This is a genomic window from Pseudarcicella hirudinis (assembly GCF_900115665.1).
Taxonomy (GTDB): Bacteria; Bacteroidota; Bacteroidia; order Cytophagales; family Spirosomataceae; genus Pseudarcicella; species Pseudarcicella hirudinis.
This window is the reverse complement of the sequence record NZ_FOXH01000008.1, coordinates 173,027-196,974: the sequence shown is the minus strand read 5'-3', so window position 1 is coordinate 196,974 and position 23,948 is coordinate 173,027. Positions and strand designations below refer to the sequence as shown.

The 23,948-nt window shown below is 39.0% G+C and carries 18 protein-coding genes; 9 read left to right on the top strand and 9 right to left on the bottom strand.

Features of this window, described 5'->3' with window-relative positions; translation table 11 throughout:
• Positions 1–3 precede the first annotated feature (3 nt).
• Complete coding sequence (locus tag BM179_RS15185; protein ID WP_092017998.1) at positions 4–663, top strand: hypothetical protein; 660 nt, start codon at positions 4–6, stop codon at positions 661–663.
• 447 nt (positions 664–1,110) lie between these two features.
• Positions 1,111–1,854 carry a hypothetical protein gene (locus BM179_RS15180; RefSeq protein WP_092017997.1) on the top strand — a complete coding sequence of 248 codons (744 nt, stop codon included), beginning with the start codon at positions 1,111–1,113 and terminating at the stop codon, positions 1,852–1,854.
• A 54-nt stretch (positions 1,855–1,908) separates the two neighbouring features.
• On the opposite strand, the gene BM179_RS15175 is transcribed toward BM179_RS15180, so the two are convergent.
• Entirely contained in the window at positions 1,909–4,374 is a 2,466-nt protein-coding gene (locus tag BM179_RS15175; protein ID WP_092017996.1) for a TonB-dependent receptor, read from the bottom strand.
• Between the two features lie 431 nt (positions 4,375–4,805).
• On the opposite strand from BM179_RS15175, the gene fucP reads away from it, so the two are divergent.
• Together fucP and BM179_RS15165 are read left to right on the top strand one after the other, a co-directional pair.
• Positions 4,806–6,143, top strand: a complete 1,338-nt coding sequence (gene fucP / locus BM179_RS15170; protein WP_092017995.1) for an L-fucose:H+ symporter permease — start codon at positions 4,806–4,808, stop codon at positions 6,141–6,143.
• A 4-nt stretch (positions 6,144–6,147) separates the two neighbouring features.
• Complete coding sequence (locus BM179_RS15165; protein WP_092017994.1) at positions 6,148–6,477, top strand: L-rhamnose mutarotase; 330 nt, start codon at positions 6,148–6,150, stop codon at positions 6,475–6,477.
• Positions 6,478–6,633: 156 nt separating this feature from the next.
• On the opposite strand, the gene pafA is transcribed toward BM179_RS15165, so the two are convergent.
• The 8 genes from pafA to BM179_RS15125 all read right to left on the bottom strand — a co-directional run bounded on the left by pafA (position 6,634) and on the right by BM179_RS15125 (position 17,355).
• Positions 6,634–8,277: an alkaline phosphatase PafA gene (gene pafA, locus BM179_RS15160; RefSeq protein ID WP_177219419.1), complete on the bottom strand. Its 1,644-nt coding sequence runs from the start codon at positions 8,275–8,277 to the stop codon at positions 6,634–6,636.
• Between the two features lie 84 nt (positions 8,278–8,361).
• On the bottom strand, positions 8,362–11,265 hold the full coding sequence (locus tag BM179_RS15155) for a carboxypeptidase-like regulatory domain-containing protein (RefSeq protein WP_092017992.1): 2,904 nt from the start codon (positions 11,263–11,265) through the stop codon (positions 8,362–8,364).
• 203 nt (positions 11,266–11,468) lie between these two features.
• The gene (locus BM179_RS15150) at positions 11,469–12,596 is read right to left on the bottom strand and encodes a FecR family protein (protein WP_092017991.1); all 1,128 of its coding nucleotides are present in this window, start codon (positions 12,594–12,596) and stop codon (positions 11,469–11,471) included.
• Between the two features lie 103 nt (positions 12,597–12,699).
• The gene (locus tag BM179_RS15145) at positions 12,700–13,299 is read right to left on the bottom strand and encodes an RNA polymerase sigma factor (protein ID WP_229632958.1); all 600 of its coding nucleotides are present in this window, start codon (positions 13,297–13,299) and stop codon (positions 12,700–12,702) included.
• A 159-nt stretch (positions 13,300–13,458) separates the two neighbouring features.
• On the bottom strand, positions 13,459–14,847 hold the full coding sequence (locus tag BM179_RS15140; protein WP_092017990.1) for a PQQ-binding-like beta-propeller repeat protein: 1,389 nt from the start codon (positions 14,845–14,847) through the stop codon (positions 13,459–13,461).
• A gap of 174 nt (positions 14,848–15,021) precedes the next feature.
• Positions 15,022–15,798: a LytR/AlgR family response regulator transcription factor gene (locus BM179_RS15135; protein ID WP_092017989.1), complete on the bottom strand. Its 777-nt coding sequence runs from the start codon at positions 15,796–15,798 to the stop codon at positions 15,022–15,024.
• 6 nt (positions 15,799–15,804) lie between these two features.
• Positions 15,805–16,896, bottom strand: a complete 1,092-nt coding sequence (locus BM179_RS15130; RefSeq protein WP_092017988.1) for a sensor histidine kinase — start codon at positions 16,894–16,896, stop codon at positions 15,805–15,807.
• A 111-nt stretch (positions 16,897–17,007) separates the two neighbouring features.
• Positions 17,008–17,355, bottom strand: coding sequence for a VOC family protein (locus BM179_RS15125; RefSeq protein ID WP_092017987.1), 348 nt, complete (start codon positions 17,353–17,355; stop codon positions 17,008–17,010).
• Positions 17,356–17,572: 217 nt separating this feature from the next.
• On the opposite strand from BM179_RS15125, the gene BM179_RS15120 reads away from it, so the two are divergent.
• The 5 genes from BM179_RS15120 (at position 17,573) to BM179_RS15100 (ending at position 23,936) form a co-directional block, all read left to right on the top strand.
• Positions 17,573–19,213: an ABC-F family ATP-binding cassette domain-containing protein gene (locus BM179_RS15120; protein ID WP_092017986.1), complete on the top strand. Its 1,641-nt coding sequence runs from the start codon at positions 17,573–17,575 to the stop codon at positions 19,211–19,213.
• 417 nt (positions 19,214–19,630) lie between these two features.
• Positions 19,631–21,289 (top strand): UxaA family hydrolase, encoded by a 1,659-nt coding sequence (locus BM179_RS15115; RefSeq protein WP_092017985.1) that lies wholly within the window; start codon positions 19,631–19,633, stop codon positions 21,287–21,289.
• Between the two features lie 70 nt (positions 21,290–21,359).
• Entirely contained in the window at positions 21,360–22,124 is a 765-nt protein-coding gene (locus BM179_RS15110) for an SDR family NAD(P)-dependent oxidoreductase (protein ID WP_092017984.1), read from the top strand.
• A gap of 215 nt (positions 22,125–22,339) precedes the next feature.
• Entirely contained in the window at positions 22,340–23,008 is a 669-nt protein-coding gene (locus BM179_RS15105; protein ID WP_092017983.1) for an SGNH/GDSL hydrolase family protein, read from the top strand.
• 70 nt (positions 23,009–23,078) lie between these two features.
• Positions 23,079–23,936, top strand: a complete 858-nt coding sequence (locus tag BM179_RS15100) for a fumarylacetoacetate hydrolase family protein (protein WP_092017982.1) — start codon at positions 23,079–23,081, stop codon at positions 23,934–23,936.
• Positions 23,937–23,948 lie beyond the last annotated feature (12 nt).

Sequence of the window (23,948 nt, the reverse complement as noted above, 5' to 3'; positions counted from 1 at the left end):
CTCTTGATATTTTGTTTTTTAATTTCCTGCAAAGAGAAAAAAAAGGAAATACAGATAGATTGTCAGACCCTGATTCAAAACGACTCGACCATAAAAGAACCCCAAAATAAAGAAGTTATTTTGGGCTATGTTTTGGGCCAGTACCGGGATGATTTTGACGCACATACTCAGATTCTGAAAAAACAAAAGAAAGTTTCGGGGATAAAAGAAATCAATTGCATGTTTGATATTCCGGGCCTGAAAAATGCAAGATTTACAGTGCTTCCGGTTTATCATAATGATTCCTTACTGAAAGTTTCATTGAAGCACTCTCAGCCGGCTATTTACAAAAAAAATGTGCTTAATGCATTTGCAGTGCTTAAAGCCGTTTACCTGAAAAAGTATGGTAAACAATTCTGTGAAAATATAAAGGATGATATGGCTCTCCTTTATTGGCTTGAAGATGGAAAGACAATCCAACTGGAGTTTTATAAAGATGAGGCTCCTGAAGGAACCAGATATCTGGTAGCAACCAATTATTTCATTTCCAGAAAAGAACGGGATGCCTACCAGTCGGAGGATTCAATTTTCGATAATGAAGGTAATTCAATGAATAAATGGTATTATAAGAAATATATCTTACCGAAAGACAGTAACAGCGTCATTTTGGATAAAACCAATTAGACTCGTTAAAATCAGAGATCTGATTGAACTATTTTAGCATTTTATTGAGAATTTAGTTCAAATATTATCCGGTTCATTTTTTTCAATGAGTAAAGTTTGTACATTTATAACGTATATTCAACTTTAGCCACTCTTAAGGAAACTATGTTCCAATGCGTCATATTTACCCTACCCTCCCTTAAAAATCTTCCGGAGCATAGTATGTTTCCGGGGAAGCCTATTGGCAAATCTGAATATTCCTGCTCCTTAAAATGTTGAAATTATTATTGAAAGACTGTATTTTGACTTGTTGAAATCCGGGTTAGCTCTTCAATGATTATTAAAAACGAAATAATGATTTCTGAAATGTATGTTTCGGAATTGATGGATTGTATGGGTATTTATCAGGGATTTTCCCGAAACAATTGAGCACAAAAGATTAAACACACTGATATACTAAATACCTAAATGACTGAAAAAATTCTTGATAAATTATCTGAAGAACCACCGGTAAAGTCGGAGAGTCCGAGGGAGAACTCAGGTTCCGGGGTAAAATTAATTTTATTGTTCATCGTTTTTATTGCTGCTGTCACTCCGGTTGTCCTGTTTTTTTCCGGATACTTTGATGACGATACTTTAAAGAATGAAGTGAGCGTCATTCCTGACTCAGTAGTTGAAACACCCAATGCAAATAAGCCTGGAAAGCCAGTGCTTGCTCAGGAAGAGAAAATTGAAGCCGGAAAAACCCTCGAGAGACTTTTGTCTAATTTCTCGTTTGAAAAAGAACAGTTAAGTAATGTAGGCTGGTATAATCATTTGAACCAGGAAGACGCTGACAAGCAGAAGAGCTTATTGGTCCATGTGAATGATAAGGGCTTTATTTATCTGGAAAGTAACTGGTTTGGCGCGGATTGGATTTTTCACAAAAAAGTCAGGCTTAAAATCGGAGATAAAATGTATGAAACCTCTGAGCTTGAATCTTACAGTGATGACCATTACACTGAGGCTTTATCAGATGGAGTGGTTGAAAAGAACCATTTTAAACGCAAAATTGATGAGATCATCACGGCGATTGCAAAAAATTATGATGCTGAAATAAGAATGTGGTTTGTGGGAGATAAAGCGACTGATATTATTGAGTTGTCTGATAAGGATAAACTGGCGATAAAAGAGGCTTATGAGTTGTCGCAGGCACTAAAGAAATTAAGATAGTTTCAGTTGCAGAAAAAGAGGTGTTGTTACAATTTCGTAACAACACCTCTTTTTTTATTCAGATTCTTCTTCGCCTCTGGCAGATTTTTTCTTCTTCTCAGAAACACTCATTTTCCCGATTTTGTAACTGAATGTCAGCTTAATGGTAGAGTTATAAATCTGCTGGTTATAGATTTGCTTAAACTGAACAGAATTTAATTCAGAATTGAAAGACATTCCGTTTGTCAGGAAGTTTTCAGCAGCCAGGCCAAGTGTCCCTTTTTTCTGGTTAAATTCTTTTCTGAAACCAAGAGAATACATAATAAAACCAGTCTGGCTTCCTTGCAGCTGAACTCTTTTTCCTCTGGTTCCAAAATTACCCTGAACCGCCCAGCCATTGCCTAATTGTGCCTGTGAGTCGAGACGACCACCGAAACTCCAGCCCGTATTGCTGACAGTGATAGACTTTCCTTCAAGGTCCGGTGCAAGACCTTCTATGTATCGGTACATGGCATCAAAATTGGCACTTACACTCCATTTTGGCGTAATATTGATAGTTGCATACAAATTTGTACCATAATTATCCTCTTTTCCGATGTTTTGGAAAGTTGTAATGACAGCCCCGGCCACAGTATCCGAACGCTGGCTCATCTGTTGAATGTCATCCCTGTTAAGACGACTGAAAAGTGTTAAACTAAGGTATGTTTTCTTGATGTAAGTACTGTATCCTAATTCTACTTTATCGGTAATTTCCGGTTTTAGATTCGGATTACCTTTGGTAATATTCTGAGGGTTTGCCGCATTGAAGTTCGGGTTCAGCTGTTGCAGACCCGGTCTTTGAATTCTTCGGTTATATGAAAGTTTCAGGGTTGAAGATTCTCCCGTTTTTTTGGAAATATTAACACTCGGTACAAGAAAACCATAAGCAGGAATGTCAATTTTGCTTTCTCCGGTATTGGCTTTGATATGAGTGTATTCATACCTTGAGCCTACCTTGAAAGTGTAATTATTGCTTGTCTGAAGAGTATATGACAAATATCCTGCTCCGATATTCTGCGCATAATCCAAAAATCCTGTAGGGCGTTTCGGATCAATCACATAATCTGAACCTGGCGCTGAAAGTAAATATTGATAATTACTGTTTACCTGTCTGAAAATCCCTTTTGCTCCGAATTCAAGTGATTGATGCTCATTGATCGGGGTAGTATAATCAGTTTGTAAAGTAAATTCCTTATTGGTATTCAGGTTAATGTTCCGCTGACGACCTGTTAAATCTCCGCCCTGATTCAGGATATTGGCATCGAAGTTATTAGTCAGGTTATTTTGAGAATATTGGGTAGAAATAGTCCATTCCTGCTGCGGTTTGAACGTTCTTACATAGTCGATGTTCAAATCAACAGAATTTGATAAGTCTTTGCTGTAAACATCTCTTTTGGATGCAGAACTTTCTACATCATTTGTGTACAGATAAGTAGTCTGATTCTGGTCACGGTTAAAATTTCTGATGCCAAAACGGGCATTCCCTGTCAGCGATTGATTTTTGGCAATATCGTAATCAAAACCGAAAGAATATTGTCCGAAAAAACCATGATCGAAAGCATCTGCTTTCTGACTTGTTCTGATGGTATTTCCATTCAGTTCTGTACTTTGTTCCAGGTCTGTAAAAGCCTTGTTATAAATGAATCGGCCGTTTCCGCCAACATTAAAGCCCAATTTCCCCTTACGATAGTTTCCGTTTAGTCCGAAAGTAGAAGAACGGTTTCCCAAACCTCCGTCCACGTTCAGATTCAAGCCCTGTAAAGTATTCTTTTTGGTAATAATATTGACAATACCTCCGGCTCCTTCAGCATCATATTTTGCAGAAGGAGAGGTGATAACCTCGATAGACTTAATCATATCTGCCGGAATCTGCTTTAAGGCATCAGCAATACTTCCGGCCATGATAGAAGATGGTTTGTTATTGATTAATACCAGAATGTTTGAATTTCCCTGCAATGATAAATTGCCGTTCAGATCCACAGAAAGCATCGGTACTTTTTTCAATACATCTGAAGCATCTCCACCTTTTGAGGAAATGTCTCTTTCTGCATTATAAACCAACCGATCCACTTTTTCTTCAATAACCGCTTTCTGAGCAGTTACAGTTACTTCATCAAGCTGTTTAAAAGTAGAAGCAAGTTTTATGATACCAAGGTCAAGATCTTTTCCTTTTTCAATTCTGACATTATCTATGGTTTTTTGTGAAAAACCGATAAATGAAATAAGAATTTTATAATCTCCCGCTGCGATTCTGTTAAGTGAAAAAGCTCCTTTTTCATCAGCCACAGTTCCGTCAACCGGTTTATTGGTGATTTTGCTGAAAAGAGCAATGTTGGCAAATTCAACCGCTTTGGTAGCAGCTGAGTCAATTACATAGCCGGAAATTTTAGAATTGCCTTTGGGCATGGGAACCACCGGAGGCTTATTAGGACTTTCCGAAGGTGTTTGGGCCTTGGCAAACTGAATACTGATAAAAAACAGGATAAAAATTATTTTCTTCATATTGGAATAAATGCTGTTATAAGGTAATCCCTTTTTCCTTTTCGGAACTCTGATTATTTGAAATTTAAAAGCGCTACCGGGATTGTATAACTGATTATCTTACAAACCAACAGTATTTCTTTCACTTTGCTATGCTATATTATACCGTTAGCCACAATAATTCGACGAAAAGGGGAATTGTTGAGAAAGACGATTTATACTTCAAAGCTAGATCATGACTTTGGAGGAAATCTGAAGTTTTCAGAAAAACCGGATAAAAATGAATAAAACAATGCTCAGGGAGTGACCTGAAAGACAGGAACTCAGGCTGCTGATAAAGGCCAGCTTTGCGAAAACTATAATTTTTTGCAGAATTTTTTGAAATTATGTAGAGTATAAATCAATAATTGTTTCTCTTTGTACTATAAATAATCAAAATAAAAATCAGATAAATGGCATTACCAACCGATAGTTCTGAAGTGCAGATTATCTCAGCTTCCGGAGAAAAAACAAATTACCTCGTACCTTTTGCACTTGTAACCAGCTTATTCTTTTTATGGGGTTTGGCAAACAGTTTAAACGGAACTCTTGTAAAACAATTTCAGACTGCGCTTGATTTACATCGCTGGCAGGCAAATATCGTGGAAACGGCCTTTTACCTGGGTTATTTCCTGATGGCACTTCCGGCAGGATATGTGATGAGAAAACTGGGCTATAAATGGGGTATTCTTGTGGGACTTCTGATGTATGCCGGCGGCGCATTCTTATTCTATCCGGCAGCTGAAGTAAGAGTTTACGGCTTTTTCCTTTTTGCATTGTTTATGATTGCCAGCGGAATTGCTTTCCTTGAAACGGCTGCCAATCTTTATGTAACAGTTTTGGGAGATCCTCAAAAAGGAGAATGGCGTCTTAATTTCTCACAATCCTTCAATGGAATCAGTACCATCCTCGGACCGATTATCGGGGGACTTTTTATTTTTTCGAAGAAAGAATATACCAAAGACATGCTCAATGCCATGCCATCTGCCGAAGCGGAAGCGGTACGCATCTCACAAGCTCATTCTGTACAGGTACCTTATCTGATTATTGGCGGAGTAGTATTATTTGTAGCCTTCCTTTTTGCCATGACAAAAATGCCTGAGGTAGGTTTGAAAGAAGAAAAGTCTTCTAAAAATATCACAATAAGAGGATTGCTTCGTCATAAACACCTTGTACTTGGAATTATCGCCCAGTTCTGTAACGTTGGGGCGCAAGTATCCCTTTGGGGTAATTTTGTTGATTTAAAGCTGGATTTTGCCAGAAATCAGCATTTGGCTATTGTTGAATGGTTGTATCGTCTGAATGATACTATGACTCCTACGCAGATTGCAAGTTTCCACGCTTCATTTGCCTTGGTATTGTTCATGTTGGGTCGATTCGTCGGAACCTGGTTTATGGCAAGAATCAAAGCAAATCTGGTACTGGCATATTATACAATCGGGGCGGTTTTAATGGTTTTAACAGCCATGTTTACCGGAGGTATTGTTGCTGTAATTGCGATAAGTCTGATTTATTTCTGTCAGTCAATCATGTTCCCGACAATCTTTGCTTTATCCTGTAAAGACCTTGGTGCAGAATCTAAACTGGCTTCTTCATTAATAATTATGTCGATCGTTGGCGGGGCAATTATTCCTCCGATCACAGCTTCATTGTTCAAAATCGGACCACAGGCGGCTTTATGTGTACCTTTAGTTTGTTTTGTATATGTGGTTTATTTTGCATTAAAAGGTTCTAAAGTCGAAAACGCATAATTGAATGAAAAGATATTGTCTGGCATTGGATCTTGTTGATGATCCGGAGCTGATTGCTGAATATGAGGCTTATCATAAAAACGTCTGGCCTGAAATACTGAAATCGATTACTGATGCAGGAGTTGAAGTAATGCAGATTTACAGACTTGGTAACCGTCTGTTTATGATTATGGAAGTTAATGAGCATTTCAGCTTTGAACAGAAGGGAGAAATGGACAAAAATAATCCGAAAGTACAGGAATGGGAAAACCTGATGTGGAAATACCAGCAGGCTCTTCCGTTAGCCAGAGAAGGTGAAAAGTGGATGCTGATGGATAAAATTTTTGAGTTGTAGATTGAACTTACGCATTCCGGGCCTGATTATCCATCATTTGTGTTCTCATGAACGATAGATAATCAAGCCCGGATTTTTTGCATACCTTCCGTCGTTTCCGGCGGTTTATCATAAATCTGTTATACTCAATAGTTTCAGATAGTGGTTAAAATCTTATTATTTCCTGAATATTTCTTCTATAACCTCCCCGATATTTCCATTTGGTTCCAGAATACTTAGCAAGGCTGCGATTGTCGGAGCGGTATCGGCTACCGCAGTTCTTCTGAATGTTTCACCGGATTTTATACCCCAGCCATAAAATAACAAGGGTACATGGGTATCGTTGTTATAAGGCGTACCATGATTTGCTGCAATGGGCCCTGCCATCCATCCGGGTTCACCCACCAGTTGAAGATCTCCGCTTCGTTTACTATGATTGACATTTTTGTAAAGAGTCAGTAAATAATCGTTCAGATTGGCATGAGCAAGATCATGAAGGTTAAGGACTTCTGCAATACCCTCAAAATCAAGCATTGCATTTCTGACTACCTTGTGTACTTCTTCAATTTTGATGTTTTTAGCATTCAGAAGGTTCATATTAAGGTACAATTGAAAATTTTCTGAAGCTGTAATAAATTCTCCATCTCCAAAACGATCTTTCAGCGCTTTTTTTACGCCTGTCATCATACCCGGAATATTCATTCTTCCTGCCGGAAGGTGATTTTCATTCCACCAGTCTGTTACGTCCATCACACCATGATCTGCCGTGAGAAATACGAGATAATTCCCTTTTCCCAGTGTTTTGTCTAAATGCTCAAGAATTTCGGCCATATCTATATCCAATTTAAGATAACAGTCCTCCTGTTCAACAGAAGTTGGCCCGAAAGCATGTCCCACATAATCGGGTGCTGAAAAGCTTATGGCTAAAAAATCGCAGGAATTCCCTTTTCCCAGCCCTTCATTTTTTATTGCTTCAATGGCAACTTCTTTGGTGAGGGTATTTCCATGCGGAGTACTTGATAAAATTCCGTAAGCATCTCCGGCCACCCCGGCAAGGTCATAAGGAAATACCGGTTTTGCAGCTCCCGGGAACTTAAATTCATAATCCTTGGCATCAATTGTACTTTCGGTGTATTGTTCAACGGGTAAAAGCGTTTTCCATCCCGAACTTAACAATTCCGCAGGTCTTTTTCTGTTGTTATAATCTGAGAGCCATTGCGGTAAATCATTTCTGTAAAAACTGCTGGTAATCCAGTTTCCGGTTTTACCATCAAACCAATAGGCCGCATTAGCCGTATGTCCGGCCGGAAGAATTGCTCCCCGGTCTTTCAAAGCGATTCCTATTACTTTAGACTGAAAGGAAGTGCCAATACGTAACTGATCAGTAATAGTGCTGACCTTCAGGTTTTTCGGTGACATTTTTCCGGCAGAGATATTGGAAGAACCGATAGTCTGTACAGCTGTATCTGCTACACAATACATTTTCTTTCCAAGTTTTTTATCATACCAGTCATTCCCGATAATTCCATGAACCGAAGGGGCTGAACCGGTATAGATTGAAGCATGTCCTGCGGCAGTAATAGTAAGAGCGTAATGATAATGATTGTTTCTGCAATTGAATCCATCATGGATGAGTCGCTTGAAACCTCTTTCGGAATATTTGTTATAATACCTATACAGGTAATCATACCGCATCTGATCTACCACGATCCCAACTACCAGTTTAGGGCGTTTCAAAACTTCAGGTTTATCGTTTTTTTGAGCAGATAAGGGCGTAGAAAAACATCCGGCCATTATCAAAAGTAAACAGAGATAGCGCATTTTGATAAATAGTTTTAATAATGAAGGTCATCGGAAGGATTTGCGTGACTGCGATTTTCGGCAGCCACGCAAAAGGTCAGGTATTTAGAAAGAGTAAGTGAAAGAGGCCCAGAGACTTCTTGGAAGAATCATCCGTCCGATTTGCATTGAGCCTTTTGCAAAATCACCGTTTGCAAGAAACTGGTCTCCTCTTACGTTGCCTTCGGTTAAACCTCTGCTATTGAGAAGATTATCTCCCCAGATTCTTAAGCCGACAGATTTTGACACTCTGGCATCAATTCCAAGGGAAAATTCATCATAAGCACCTAACTGATATACATTACTTGGAGAACTCCAGCGTTTTCCGACATGTCTGATACTGGCAAATACGTCGAAAATTCTGTAAGAATAATTTACTGAAAATTCATACAATAAATCAGGAATACGTTCTGCCTTATTTCCGCTGTAAATAAATGGTTTTCCCGCTAAATCTTCTCTGGCATTAGTTGGCGCAGTTACCTGATAATCTTCATATTTACTGTTTTGAACAGTTGCAGTTACTCTGAAATTCAGGTTTTTAAGCGGAGAATAAACCGCTTCAATTTCCGCACTGATGTTTTTACTGGAAGCAAAAGTAGGAACCGCGATAAAAGTACCTTTGGTATCAGGAACACTCATCGAAGAAGAAATATTGGTCAGTTTGGCATATATCAGTGAACTGAATAAGGAGAACTTTGGCAGGTTTACTTTATAGCCGATTTCCGACATAAATATCGAACGATCTCTGACGCCGCTCGGATTGAAAGCAAAGTTGGAATAGTCGGTGATATTCAAAGCACTGTAGGTGCTTGTCGCACGGCCGAAAATGGCATTTCTTTCATTTACCTTATAATTTAATCCTAAAGAAGAAGTAGTATAAGTATTGCTCTCATCAAATGGTGTATAATTTGTATACGGCGCAGCATTGATTAATCTTTTCCCGCTGATATCGAATCTGTCTGCTCTGAAACCCAGGTCAATTGTCAGGTCATTCAGGTTAATTTCATCCGAAGCAAGCAATGAGCTGGTCAGGGTTGTTCCATTTCTGAACCCGCTGATATTTGTGCCGGAAAAACCTGTTCCTGCAGGGGTATTGACCAAAAGTATGCGTGGTTTGTCTGTAACTTCAGTGGCAAAAGCAGCGCCAAGTGAAAGTATTTCACTATGATACGAATGAATAGCTGCACCAAATGTAATAGAGTGCTTCCCAAATTGCTTATTGATGTCAAGATTATCAATAAATTGTTTGTCGGAAGAAATACTTCCTGCAAATGACTGACCGGTATAATAACCAGTCGGATTAATTAATTGCTGCCCGTCCAGGTAATAATATTTCGCTGTGCTTAAATATGCCTGTGGTGCTGAAATAAATCCACCGTTAAAGACCGCATCTGCATTCTGATAACGAAGGTTGTTTTTAATATTCCAGCCATTTTCAGAGAAATGGTTAAATTCTATTCCTCCATAACTTAGCTCTGTTTTCACCCCGTCGGCCAGATTGAAATTGTAGGTTTGTCCGTTCGGAGCATTTAAGGTAACTTTTGTATCTCTTGTTGCCAGTGTTTGTGTCAATAAATCGAAATTTGGTAAGGCTTCTCCAAGTCCTGATCCGTCATAACTATAGTAGGAAGGTAATAACCATCCGGTTTTATCATTAAGATATTTTCCGTAAAACCTGAGATAGGTTTTCGGCGTCAGGTTATAAGTCAGATTGAGTTTTAATTGTCCTCCTTCGGTTGAGCGATAAGAAGCCGGACGGATTCCGTCGTCCATGCGATAAAAACCACCGATATTAAATTTCATTTTTTGTGATAAAGGCCCGCCGAGGTTAAAGTCAACCCGATTGGCATTTTGTGAAAGTCCGCGGGTGAATTTAATTTTTCCGGCCAGCACATCTCCACCTGTCTGTGAAATAACATTAATCAAGGCACCCGGAGTATTTGCCAGAATAATAGCGGCATTTCCACCCCTTACGGCTTCCACTGTTTTCACAGTCAGATCTACTTTATAATACTGATCTGAAGAAGGTGTATTACTGAAACCTGTCGGAAGAACCTGTAATCCGTCTTCCATTACTCCCATGAAAATGTACCCTCCGGCAGGTAAACCTCTTACCCTTACGCTACCGGGGCCATCACCGCCGCTGCTTTCCGGAGAAAGTCCCGGAATGGCTTTTAGCAAATCTGTGCTGTTCAAGGGCGGTTTCTGGCTTAATTGTTTCGCACTGATTGTAGAAATGGCCACACTGGATTCGATTTTCTTCTTCGGTGAACCGCTTGAAGTAACGATTACCTGTTCCAGTTGCAGGTTATCTTCCTGTAAAACCATATTTACCTGAACATCACCTCCGTTAATGCTTATTTCTTTTTTTGCAGAAGAGAAACCTACACTGCTGAATGAAAGTATATATTGTCCTTCCGGAATATTGTTGAAAGTAAAATGACCATCTTTATCTGCAACCTGCCCTCTGTTCTGATAATTGATGAGGATAGTTGTACCAATCAGAGCTTCGCCTTTGGAATCTGTAACTTTTCCTGAAACGGAGTAACCCGCGATTTTTTCAGTTGATTCGCCTGAGGGTGAAATGGCTGACGAACCAGGCGTGTTAGTGGGAGGGCGACTGATAATGATTAAGTTCCCGGAGACCCGATAATCTAGATTCTGAGCGGTAAACACCTCATTTAGTACTTTGTAAAGGGGTTCTTCTCTGACACTGATGCTGATTCGTTTGTCGGATTGTATAATCTTTGAACTGAATACAAATTTTGCATTTACCTGTTTTTCGATACTGGTCAATAATTGTTCTACCTCCTGTTTCTGAATCCGGAGGGTGACTTTTTGGCTTAATAATGACTGGGCATTGCCATCAATGGCATATGCACCTGAAATAAACCAGCCTGCAATAAGAATCTGAATAAGCGAAATTCGCATGGCTATGATAAATACTTGGAAACGTATGTTTTTTTCCATACTTTTGAAATGTTTTATTAAGGTGAAAATTTGGTAAAACGACTCCCTGCATCCTCGCCAAAGGATGTTGTTTATTTCGGTAAACTTTTCGGGAAAAACTCAGAGGAAGGTCGGTAATACTCGTACTATTGCCGTCCTTTTTTGTTTAAATGGGTTGGGGTTTTGTCATGCACATTTTAGGGTTAAGTTATTTCAAATTGGTTTTAATTTTTACAGCCTTTACTCTGCACCACAATCTGTCCGTCCAGCAGTTCATATTGTGCGCCGATTGCTTCGCAGATAATTGATAGTTTTTCATAAAGAGTCTGATTGTCCAGGGAAGCTGTCAGCGGACAATCCTTCAGCAATTCTTCATCAAAGATGATATCAACCTGATACGCATTTTCAAGGGAATAAAATACCTCTGAAACGGGTGTGTTTTTATATTCGAATGTAGGATTCAATTTTGATGAACTGACAATTTCTGGAGAATCACTGAGAGTCTTCGTCATTTGCGTACTTTCCTTTTCAAATACGATCTTTTGATTGGCTGTCAGCACCAGACCACCTGATACTTTTCCCGGAAGATTTCCCGGATTCCGGACTTCAGGATTTCTGAAAACCGAAACTTTTCCTTCTTTTACTTCAACGGTAGATTCCTTTTCTTTTTCTATAGCCTTAATAATGAAACTGGTGCCAAGCACTTTCGTTACCAGTTCGCTGGCATATACAAAAAAGGGATGTTTGGCGTCTTTGCTGACTTTGAAAAAGGCTATTCCTGATAAATAAACCTCCCTGCGGTCTCCGCTGAATGTTTGAGGATAGCTGATCCGGCTGCCTGGCTCCAATACAATCAGTGTTCCGTCACTCAGTGTTAAGGATTGTTTTTCAGAGGTATCATTATATTTTTCAGTAAGAGATAATCCTCCCGTCATTTTATCATAAGCAGATTGAGGGCGAATCTTCCAGAACCAAAGACCGAGTCCGAGTATAAACATTGCTACCGCTGCTCTGCTCATCCAGACTATACTTTTGGTTCTTAAGAAGTAAGGATGGCTCGTTTCCGGAACAGCAGGTTTTCCCTTAAGCGTCAGATTTTTATCCTGCCTTGCCTTTTCTACCAGCTTTCTGATTTCAAATTGCAGTTCATTGTCACTTAGCTGTGTTTCATAACGTTTGTAGACACTTCGTAAAAATGTTTTCGCTCCATTAATATCTTCAGTAAGGTTAGGATAATTATGTATGACAGATTGCCAGAAATCTTCCTCATTCGCTTGCTGATAGCGAACCCAGGATTGGAATTTTGCATCCAAAACGAAATCTTCAAGGCAATAATGCTGATATTGATTCATTCTTTCTAAAGCGTTTATTAATACATAGGCGGCTTTTACTTCAGAATAACCAAAAAAAATAATATTTTTTTAACAAATAGTACTTTTTGCCGAAAAAGGAAGGTTAGAGACGGTCTTTTAGCTCCCTGATTGTACGGTATAGCAGGTTTGCCACCGCCTGACGGGAGATAGACATTACATTTGCGATAGCTTCATTGTCAAGATTTTCATAGAAGCGGAGGTAGATGATTTCCTGTTGTCTTTTAGGTAAAGTGTCAAGGTGAAGTTTTAATTGCTGTATCTGGAATTCATTTGTTTCCAGTTCGATGATTTGCTGCTCAACTGATCTTGTTTCAATATTTTCAGCTTCAAAGACCAGATCGTCTTCTTCACTGATCCAGTGATTTTTGAGAATTTCTTTGTGGATTTTTCTTCTTAAAGATTTGAAAAGGTAAAACTTTACAAATTCCGTATCACCCAGGGTTTCCCTTTTGTACCAAAGGTCCATGAACAGATCCTGAATACAATCTTTTACCAATTCCCGGTCTTTGGAAAACTTTAGTCCGTAACTGAATAAATTCCGGTAGTATTGCTCGGCGATTTGTCCAAACGCAATTTCATCTCCCGCTCTGAAAGCATTCCAAAGTATTGAATCTGTAAGTTTTGCCTCAGTGGAATTTGACATAATCACCTTTAAAAAAGACAAACTTAAAAATTGCTGCATTTTATTCCTATTCTTTTTAATAAATGTTTGAATAGGACTATACAAATAATATTTATGATTTTATCAGATTGTTGTTTCAGGCAGATCCAATAAAAAAGCATCAGGTTGAAAATCTGATGCTTGCATTGTATTCAGAAGTTTTGTTATAATGTTAATGTATTAGTGGTGGCTGTGATTGGTTTTAGGAATAGCCTGTACTTCTTCCGTTAAATTTACGGCATACAGATAACCGTCTGCACTGCCGAAGTAAATAATGCCTGACTTAATGGCAGGAGAGGAGACAATCGGGCCAAGGGTATAGAGCTGATTCATGACATATTCCGTAGTTGAAAATAAGGAATGATCTAAATCTTTCGCAATATGTTTAAAGCTGAGTATTCCCTCATGATTCAGAATTTGTGCTGCTGTTTTTTTTCTTGAATCTGTGTCAAAGAAATGCCATGAATCTCCTTTTGAATTGAGGTCCAAAGCGTACATTCTTCCGGTAAAATCCCCAAAATAGGCGGTAGAGCCTACCAGTGCGGGAGAACAATAATTATAGCCTTTGGTCTTAAATCTGTATTTTTCCTGCCCTGTTTTTGCGTCTAAGGCCAGCATTAAATATGAATCTGATGTTCCGATATAAAGCACGCCGCCCTTTACAGCAGGTGTACCGACAAACCACGAACCTTCTCCGGAAGCTTTCCAGACTAACTGCCCGTTTTCTGCATTCAGTGCATAAAGTCCTGCATCTCTTGCACCAAGATAAATCAAACCATCATCTGCTACAGCGGAGGCCTGTATGCCTTCCATAAGGTGAATGTCAGGCTGATCTCCTGTTTTGAACTTCCAGATTTCCTTTCCGGATTTAGCATCAAGGGCATACAGATAAGTATCCCAGCTGCCGATATAAACCTTGCCCTGATACAGCGTAGGAGAGGAATTGACTATTCCATTTGTCTTAAATTTCCATTTCAGTTTGCCGTTTTCCGCATCTACTGCATAAAGATGTCCGTCAGCACTTCCGAAGTATAAAGTCAGGTCGTTTTCATCCATATTGATAACGGGTGAAGACTGGAAAAAGTCATATAAATCCTCCATGAACAGGTTGGCAGGTTTCAGAGACCAAAGGCCTTTTGCACCTGATTTTTTTTCTCCTTCAGTCTTAAATCTCCACTTTTCTTTTCCTGTCACTGCATCTAAGGCATAATAATATCCGCTAAAACTGCCAAAATAAACAGTGTTTTTGAATACTGCCGGAGAAGAATGAACAGCTCCGTCTGTTGGGAATTTCCATTTCAGTTTTCCATCATCCGTATTGATGGCGTATAAGTTTTTGTCCTCACTGCCAATGTATACGACATTGTTAAAAACGGCAGGAGATGAAAAGATTTTCCCTTCGGTCCTGAATTTCCACTTGCTGCTGCCAAAGTTTCTGAACTCTCTGGCAGGATAAATGCCGCAATGTTTTTCACAGCCATGAAACATGGCCCAGGGAATAGAGACTTCAGTTTGGGAAAAAGATAAAAATGTACTCAGGAAAAAAATAATAAAAGCACTTGTTTTCATGGAGGAGGTGATTGTATGATTTGGGTAAATTCAATTTGACTACCACAAAGAAAACATACTCAAATGCTTCATTTTTCCCTGAAAATTCCAAGAAGCGATAAATTTCTGTTGAAAAGGACTGAGACCGGAATAAGTAGCAAACTTTTCCGGTACAAGAAAACCTGTAAATTAAGCTCAGGTAAAAAGTGTTTTCAGCGAATCTTTGAAATTTCTGCTCATTTTTAACTGTGCACCTGTTTTCATAGAAACAGAATAATCCCCATGAAAATATGGCTCCAGGGATTCGATCTGGTCGATGTTTACCATGAAAGACTTATGGATTCTGACAAATTTTACAGGATTCAGCAGTTGTTCCAGTTGTTTGAAAGTATAACCTGAGATTTTCATCCCGGATTCTGTAAAGATTTTGACAAAATTGCCTTCGGCTTCTAAATAAACAATTGTGTTGACGGGCAAAAAGGTGATTTTTCCATGATTTTTAACCGGAAGTCTTTCCTGATAAACTGTTTCCGGCGTTTGCGGAGCCTGAATAGATTGCAATAAATCTTCAATCCTTTCGATTTGCTGTCTGGTTTTGTTCAGCGCGATAAGGTTTCGGGCTTTATCAAGACTTTGGTAAAAACGTTCATCATCATAAGGTTTCAGCAGGTAATCAACAGCGGATTTTTCAAATGCCCTGACGGCATAGCGATCGAATGCAGTCACAAAAATGAAAGTGGGCATAAAGGTATGCTGAAGTTTTTCCAGTACTTCAAATCCGTCCATTCCCGGCATCTGAATATCCAGAAAAACCAGATCCGGTTTTTGATTGAGAATAACTTCTAATGCTTCCGGGCCATTATTGACTGTTCTGATAATTTCAATGTCGTCCTGTTTCGACAATAAAACTTCAATAGAATGCCTTGCCTCAGGTTCATCATCGGCAATGATAACTTTTAATTTGTTTTTCATAGGTTTTTATCTCGGGATTTTCATAGTAACGAGAACGCCTTTGAGGCTTTCATGATTACAGACCTCCAATGTATGATTTTCACCATAGGTTTTGGCAAGTCTGGTTGAAACATTCATCAAGCCTATTCCTTTACTTTTGCTGATTTCCCAGTTTTCAGGCAATAATTCTCCTTCGTTATAAATATTCAGGGTTAAATAATCAGATTCAACGAAAGTCCGGATTGATAAAAGACTTGCCTCAATTTGTTTGGCAATTCCGTGTTTAATGGCATTTTCGACAAGCGGTTGTAAAATAAAATAAGGTACCTCTATGTCAAGACTTTCTCTGGAAATATCCTTTTTTACTTTAAGACGATCTCTGAATCTGAGAAATTCAATGTTGAGATAAAGATCAAGAAATTCCATTTCCTTTTGTAAGGAAACAAATTGCCGGGGTTCTGCATAAAGTGTAGTTCTGAGAAAATCTCCCAGCCTTGCATTTGCCTGAATAGCAAGGGGATATTGTTCCGTACGGATAAGAGAATTGACAGTATTGAGTGTATTAAAGAGAAAATGAGGATTTAATTGCCATTTTAAGGCATCCAATTGTGCTAGATTAAGCTGATTTTCAAGTTCCCTGTTACGTAATTCATTTTCCTTTCTCTTTCGGTTAGCCTTATCCGCAAAGAAAATTGCTACAATGAAAACATAAATAGCCCAGTCCCAGGCCATCTGTGAAAGGTATAAATTCAGGTATTCATCAGAGGAGATATTCCGAATGTCACGGTTTACAATATAGGACATAGCCCATAACCTCGGATGAGCAAAGAAGGCAAGAATAATAATAGCGGTGGCAGTTTGTTTGATCGCATTCGATTTCCATTCAGGTGTATCCAGTGGGAATTTTTCATAAAAAAACATTACTACCGGCGTCAACATGGCACATAAAAACCAGGTTGGGAGTTGCTTCAGGACAAAATTCAGCCAAACAGCATCAGGATTTCCTTGTTTGGAATTCAGGTACATTTGCGTACCCATACTCACAGAAACGAATGTCCAGATACCGATTATCTGAAGCCAGGTTCTAAATGAAAGCTTTTTAACAGGAAACCTGATCATATGTGCCTGAAAGGTTGAAGAATTCTTTCACAAATATGAAACAAGTTTTGGACACTTTCTCAAAACACTGTTTTAATTAAGAAATAGCTGCGCCTGATTGTTCCGGGATATTTACCATTTAGGTTTTATAAAATAGAGCGCTGTCCCGTCCGGGTCATTGAAATGTATAAATTGACCTCCTGCTTCATTTCTGTCTGATGTTTCAATCGACAGGCTTTGTAATAAAGCTTTTGCTTCTTCAAAATTATCGGTAGTAAAACCGATGGAGGCATTTCCGGAATTACCTGCCAGATTGGTTTCACTGGCCGGATGCAATCCGATAAGGATTCCGGGAGCAACGAGTTGCGCATAATAATTACCCCAGCGACTTTTTACCGTAAGACCAATGGAGGTGTAAAAGGAGATAGATTGATCCATGTCTTTTACATTAAGGGTGAGATTGGCTTCTTTAATGGTCATGATTTTGCAGATTTTAAATTGTTACCAATTATCACTTCAGTGTTTTTAATACTGAACGAAAGATAAGAAGGATTTTTAAACGGTATCAAACAAATGAATTAAATATGTTGTCTGATCCTGATAACCGGGTAATGGCACATATTTTAATTTTACTTTCATGAAACCCCTCTGTATAATCTCCCAAAGCCTTATCTTTGCACTTCATATAATTTAACTCATGATTTCAGTAGATAACGTAGCAGTCGAGTTCAACGGAAGAACTCTTTTTAGTGAAGTAACTTTTAACATCAATGATAAGGACAGGATTGCGCTCATGGGTAAAAACGGAGCCGGTAAGTCCACTTTACTCAAGATTATAGCAGGGGTAGATAAACCTACCAGGGGAAAAATTTCTGCGCCAAATGATGCTGTAATTGCCTATTTACCTCAGCATCTTCTTACTGAAGACAACACCACTGTTTTTGAGGAAACAGCTAAGGCTTTTGCTTCGGTGTTAAGTATGAAGGCTGAAATAGATGAGCTTAATACCCAGCTTGAAACGCGTACAGACTATGAGTCAGATGAGTATATGGCCATCATTGAAAAGGTTTCTGAAATCAGTGAGAAATATTATTCAATTGAAGAAATCAATTACGATGCGGAAGTAGAAAAAACCTTACTGGGTTTAGGTTTCCTGCGTTCAGATTTTACTCGTTCTACCAGCGAATTCAGCGGAGGCTGGCGGATGCGTATTGAACTCGCGAAAATTTTATTACAGAATCCGGACCTGATTCTTCTTGATGAGCCAACCAACCATATGGATATTGAGTCTATCCAATGGCTGGAAGATTTTTTAGTGAATAGCGCCAAAGCTGTAATTGTGATTTCCCATGACAGAGCTTTTGTCGATAATATTACCAATCGTACAATTGAGGTAACAATGGGTCGTATCTATGACTATAAGGTAAACTATTCTCAATATCTACAGTTAAGAAAAGAACGTCACGAGCAGCAGCAGAAGCAGTTTAACGACCAGCAGAAAATGATTGCTGAAACCCAGGAGTTTATCGATCGTTTTAAAGGAACCTATTCTAAAACCCTTCAGGTGCAGTCGAGGGTAAAAATGCTGGAAAAACTGGAAATAGTTGAGGTGGATGAAATAGATACTTCAGCTTTAAACATCAAGTTTCCTCCGGCTCCCCGTTCAGGTAATTATCCGGTCATTGTAGAGAATGTAAGTAAAAGCTACGGTGATCATCTCGTATTTGAAGATGCGTCTCTGACGATTGAGCGTGGTGAAAAAGTGGCTTTTGTCGGCAAAAACGGAGAAGGGAAATCAACCCTGGTAAAAGCGATCATGGGAGAAATTGATTTCGAAGGTGAACTGAAAGTTGGTCATAATTCAATGATCGGCTATTTCGCCCAGAATCAGGCGTCGCTGCTGGATGAAGATCTGACGGTTTTTCAAACCATTGATAATATCGCTGTAGGAGATGTCCGTACTAAAATCAAAGATATTTTAGGCGCATTCATGTTTAGCGGAGAGAGCATCAATAAGAAAGTCAGAGTATTGTCAGGAGGAGAAAAAACGCGTCTGGCAATGATTAAGTTATTGCTTGAACCTGTAAACCTTTTAATCCTTGATGAACCTACCAACCACCTTGATCTAAAAACCAAGGACATTCTGAAAGATGCCCTGAGAAGTTTCGAAGGAACAATTATCCTGATTTCTCACGACAGGGATTTCCTTGACGGACTGGCTTCAAAAGTGTTTGAATTCGGTAATAAACGTGTCAGAGAGCATTTTGAAGATATTACAGGATTCCTTAAAAATAAGAAGATGGAAAATCTGAAAGAGATCGAAAGAAAAGTGAAATAAGGAAATCAATAAATTTTAAGAGCTGTCCGAAACCCTGTGTTCGGGCAGCTTTTTTATTGACAATTGCCTCATCCTGACCTCCTGAATGTCTTCTCAGCAATCATATTTGAAGTCTCATTTGCTATAATTTCAGCCATTAAAGAAAAGAAAATGGCTGAATGCCTGTCTATCTGAGAGTTCCAACACTAAATCGTAATGGCTTATTTCCCTGCTTATGCTGTAATGTTCAGTAGTAAATGAAATACTGAATTTCGTTTGCAGGTAATTTTGTGCAATCCATTGCATTTGCAATAGATTCAACCCGGCAGTCTATGATTTTTTTCAAAATCTTTAGGTTAAATTTGGGTATTAATTTTTACGAATTGTCTTTATCCTGTAATTAGATTCCAATTAATAATATCCAAATACATATTCATTGTGAAACAACTATTTTTACAAATTAATCCTGAAGATAACCTCTTAGTTGCATTAACTGATCTGAAAAAAGGGCAAGAAATTAACTTTAAAGGTGATACCATTATTTTACAGGACGACATTACCGCCAAGCATAAGTTCACTACTACACATTTGGAAAAAGGGGAAGAGGCTATTATGTACGGGGTACTGGTGGGAAAAGCGCAGTCGGATATTCCAAAAGGCGGTCTGATACATACATTTAATCTCAAACACGCTTCTGATACATTTAAAGGTAAATTAAAGGATTATACCTGGACTGCGCCGGATGTTTCAAAATGGAAAGACAGAACCTTTAATGGTTATTACCGTGCAGATGGCCAGGTAGGAACGCAGAACTATTGGCTGGTGATACCATTGGTTTTTTGTGAGAATAGAAATATCAATATTCTGAAAGATGCTTTCCTGAAAGAACTGGGTTACGCGCAACCGGAAGTATATCGGGATCAGGTTTCGACTTTATTGGAATTATACCAGAAAGGAGCCGGAATTGATGCTTTGAAATCTTTTCAGTTTCAGCAACAGAAATCTGACTACAAACAGCAAAGAGTTTTTAAAAATATCGATGGTATCAAGTTTTTGATTCACGAAAGTGGCTGTGGTGAAAATCGTGAGGACTCTGAAAATCTGGTAAAACTTTTAGCCGGATATTGTGTGAATCCCAATGTTGCCGGAGTGACTGTACTGAGCCTGGGCTGTCAGCATTCACAGGTGGATTTATTCAGAAAGGCTATCAGCGAAAAGGATGCGGACTTTCAAAAACCTTTATATGTATTTGAGCAACAGCAGGATACGGGAAGCGGTGAGTCTGCCATGCTTTCAGAAGCAATTCGTCAGACCTTTTTAGGTTTAATTGATATTGATAAAAATGAACGCAAACCTGCACCGCTAAGCAAATTGAGAGTAGGGGTAAAATGCGGAGGTTCTGACGGTTTTTCCGGTATTTCTGCTAATCCGGCCATAGGCCATACCGCAGATTTGATTGTCGCTTTGGGCGGAACGGTAATGATTGCAGAGTTTCCGGAATTATGCGGGGTAGAGCAGGAATTGCAAAACAGGTCAGTTACTGCAGAGGTTGCTGATAAATTTGGTTATCTGATGACTGAATACGCCAGACGTGCTGAAGCTGTAGGAGCCGGGTTCGACATGAACCCTTCTCCGGGAAATATCAAAGACGGTTTAATTACAGATGCTATCAAGTCGGCAGGTGCAGCCAAAAAAGCCGGGACTTCTCCGGTGGAAGATACTTTAGGTTATGGGCAATATGCTACGCATAAAGGATTGAATCTGGTTTGTACGCCTGGAAATGATGTATTGGCAACCACAGGAATGGCCGGTTCTGGTGCTACCATTCAGCTTTTTACTACCGGATTGGGAACACCGACAGGAAATCCTGTTTCTCCGATGGTGAAGTTGTCAACCAATACCAAACTGGCAGAAAAATTGCCTGAAATCATCGATATTGATTGTGGCGGAATTATTTCCGGAGAGAAAACAGTAGAACAGATGGGAGAAGAGGTTTTAGAGTATATTATCGGACTGGCTTCAGGAGAATATCAGACAAAAGCGATGCTATTAGGCCAGGATGACTTTATGTTCTGGAGAAGAGGGGTTTCTTTATGATTTCCGGGAACCTGATAATTTTACAGGTAAATATTAAAAAGAGTTTTCTTTGCTTTTAAATATAAAAAATATGTTCGCATTAGATAATAAAAGTACCGTAATTACCGGAGGAGGCTCCGGAATTGGCCGGGCTATTTCAGTGCTTTTTGCCAGACAGGGAGCTTCTGTAACTATTCTGGAATTGAATGAAAGTGCTGCACAAAATGCTGTGGAAGAGATTCTGGCCGCAGGAGGAAAAGCACAGGCATTTTCATGTAACGTGGCAGATCAGGCACAAGTGAAAGAGGTTTTTGCTAAAATAGGCAAAGTTGATATTTTGATTAATAATGCAGGAATTGCCCATGTCGGCAATCTTGAGAATACCCCAGAGGCTGATTTTGATAAAGTTTTTAATGTGAATGTGAAAGGTGTTTATAATTGCCTTTCCGCAGCTATTCCATTAATGAAAGCTAATGACGGCGGTGTAATTCTGAATATGGCTTCCATCGCCTCTTCAGTCGGGCTATCAGATCGTTTTGCCTATTCAATGTCAAAAGGAGCAGTACTTACCATGACATTTTCAGTGGCGAAAGACTATGTTAAGCAGAATATCCGCTGCAATTGCATTTCTCCGGCAAGGGTTCATACGCCATTTGTTGATGGATTTATTGCCAAAAATTACCCTGATAATCAGGAAGAAATGTTTGCAAAACTTTCAGCCACCCAGCCGATCGGCCGTATGGCAAAGCCTGAAGAAATAGCAAACCTTGCTTTATATTTATGTTCAGATGAAGCCGGCTTCATTACAGGTTCTGATTACCCTATTGATGGCGGTTTTATCAAATTGAACAGTTAACAGCTGTACTGAAACATTAAAATTTCTGTGCCATCGCTGTCCTCGTTTGTGTCCTCATAAACGTTAGTTTGTTCGTGTATTTTCAATTACGTCATAAACGAAAAAGGCTGCTATTGTTTATTTCCTCACAAATGATAGCCGGCGCAAGTGAGGAAGAGAGGAAACTTTGTCTGTTTAACCAATTTCAACGATACAAACCTTAATTATCCCGAACTATGAAAATCAGATTATTTGTATTCAGCTGCCTTGCATTTTTTAGTATTGCTATGAAACAGGATAAACCAATAAGAGTAATATTTTTTGGGGATTCTATCACACAGGCTGGTGTTGGACCAACAGGATATATCACCAAAATGAAACAGATTCTTGAAAGCCAGGCTGCAAAAGATAAATATGAATTGATTGGTGCCGGAATAGGAGGAAATAAAGTATATGATTTATACCTGCGTCTTGAAGATGATGTGTTAAGCAAAAAACCGGATGTGGTGGTAATTTATGTAGGAGTAAATGATGTATGGCATAAAAGAACCAGCCTTACCGGAACTGATATCGATAAGTTTGAAAAGTTTTATGTAGCGCTTATCAAAAAGTTTCAGACCAATAACATCAAGGTAATTGTTTGTACACCTGCCTGTATCGGTGAGCGAACAGATTTCAGTAATGATTCTGACGGAGATTTAAATTTATTCTCACAAACGATCAGAAATGTAGCAGGAAAAATGAATTGCCCGATAGTTGACCTGAGAAAAGAGTTCCTTGCCTACAACCTTGAAAACAACAAGGAAAATAAGGAAAAAGGTATCCTGACTACCGACAGAGTGCATTTGAATGAATTGGGCAACCAGTTTGTGGCTGAAAAAATGCTGAGTGTTTTAACGAAATAAGCTGAATTCCGGAAGTATTTCCGGAGATGATTAATAAAACGAATTTTTTAACATTAGTACCGAAATAATTATGAAGTTATTCAGATTTGGTGAGATTGGTAATGAAAAACCGGGCGTCGTAGTAAATGAGAAATGGTATGACGTTTCTGCTTTTGTAAATGATTATAATGAGACGTTTTTTGCTGAAAACGGCTTAACAAAACTGGCTGAAATTCTGGCTGAAAAGCAGGCAGAATTATCAGAAATTCCGGCTGGTGCAAGAATCGCTTCTTGTGTAGCCCGTCCTTCAAAAATTGTTTGTATTGGTTTGAACTTCGCAGATCATGCCCGTGAGACGGGTGCTGAAATTCCTAAAGAACCGATCATTTTCTTCAAAGCTACTACTGCTTTAACAGGGCCTTTCGAAGAAGTTATTATTCCTAAAAATTCTCAGAAAACTGACTGGGAAGTGGAACTTGCGGTAGTTATCGGGAAAAAAGCGCAATATGTAGAGGAGGCTGATGCGCTCGATTATGTAGCGGGTTATTGCCTGCATAATGATTATTCAGAGCGTGAATTTCAGTTGGAAAGAGGAGGTAACTGGAGTAAAGGAAAAAGTAATGATACTTTTGCTCCGCTCGGACCAATTCTTGCAACACAGGATGAAGTAGCTGACGTGAATAACCTGAAAATGTGGTTAACCGTAAATGGAAAAACTTTCCAGAACAGTAATACCGATCAATTGATTTTCAAGATTCCTGCCCTGGTATCTTATTTAAGTCATTTCATGACTTTACTTCCGGGCGATGTTATCTCAACAGGAACACCTCCGGGCGTAGGTCTGGGTTTCAAACCACCGATTTATCTGAAAGAAGGTGATGTGGTTGAATTAGGAATCGAAGGTCTGGGAACGCAAAAACAAACTGCAAAAAACTGGAAAGCCTTATAATTTGCTTTCAGG

What these genes read in the sequence shown, in the direction of transcription:
- BM179_RS15155 (WP_092017992.1), bottom strand. Translation starts at nt 11,265, where the DNA reads ATGGAAAAAAACATACGTTTCCAAGTATTTATCATAGCCATGCGAATT.
- BM179_RS15140 (WP_092017990.1), bottom strand. Translation starts at nt 14,847, where the DNA reads ATGAAAACAAGTGCTTTTATTATTTTTTTCCTGAGTACATTTTTATCT.
- BM179_RS15180 (WP_092017997.1), top strand. Translation starts at nt 1,111, where the DNA reads ATGACTGAAAAAATTCTTGATAAATTATCTGAAGAACCACCGGTAAAG.
- BM179_RS15125 (WP_092017987.1), bottom strand. Translation starts at nt 17,355, where the DNA reads ATGACCATTAAAGAAGCCAATCTCACCCTTAATGTAAAAGACATGGAT.
- BM179_RS15165 (WP_092017994.1), top strand. Translation starts at nt 6,148, where the DNA reads ATGAAAAGATATTGTCTGGCATTGGATCTTGTTGATGATCCGGAGCTG.
- pafA (WP_177219419.1), bottom strand. Translation starts at nt 8,277, where the DNA reads ATGCGCTATCTCTGTTTACTTTTGATAATGGCCGGATGTTTTTCTACG.
- BM179_RS15150 (WP_092017991.1), bottom strand. Translation starts at nt 12,596, where the DNA reads ATGAATCAATATCAGCATTATTGCCTTGAAGATTTCGTTTTGGATGCA.
- BM179_RS15130 (WP_092017988.1), bottom strand. Translation starts at nt 16,896, where the DNA reads ATGATCAGGTTTCCTGTTAAAAAGCTTTCATTTAGAACCTGGCTTCAG.
- BM179_RS15135 (WP_092017989.1), bottom strand. Translation starts at nt 15,798, where the DNA reads ATGAAAAACAAATTAAAAGTTATCATTGCCGATGATGAACCTGAGGCA.
- BM179_RS15110 (WP_092017984.1), top strand. Translation starts at nt 21,360, where the DNA reads ATGTTCGCATTAGATAATAAAAGTACCGTAATTACCGGAGGAGGCTCC.
- BM179_RS15105 (WP_092017983.1), top strand. Translation starts at nt 22,340, where the DNA reads ATGAAAATCAGATTATTTGTATTCAGCTGCCTTGCATTTTTTAGTATT.
- BM179_RS15175 (WP_092017996.1), bottom strand. Translation starts at nt 4,374, where the DNA reads ATGAAGAAAATAATTTTTATCCTGTTTTTTATCAGTATTCAGTTTGCC.
- BM179_RS15145 (WP_229632958.1), bottom strand. Translation starts at nt 13,299, where the DNA reads ATGCAGCAATTTTTAAGTTTGTCTTTTTTAAAGGTGATTATGTCAAAT.
- BM179_RS15100 (WP_092017982.1), top strand. Translation starts at nt 23,079, where the DNA reads ATGAAGTTATTCAGATTTGGTGAGATTGGTAATGAAAAACCGGGCGTC.
- fucP (WP_092017995.1), top strand. Translation starts at nt 4,806, where the DNA reads ATGGCATTACCAACCGATAGTTCTGAAGTGCAGATTATCTCAGCTTCC.
- BM179_RS15120 (WP_092017986.1), top strand. Translation starts at nt 17,573, where the DNA reads ATGATTTCAGTAGATAACGTAGCAGTCGAGTTCAACGGAAGAACTCTT.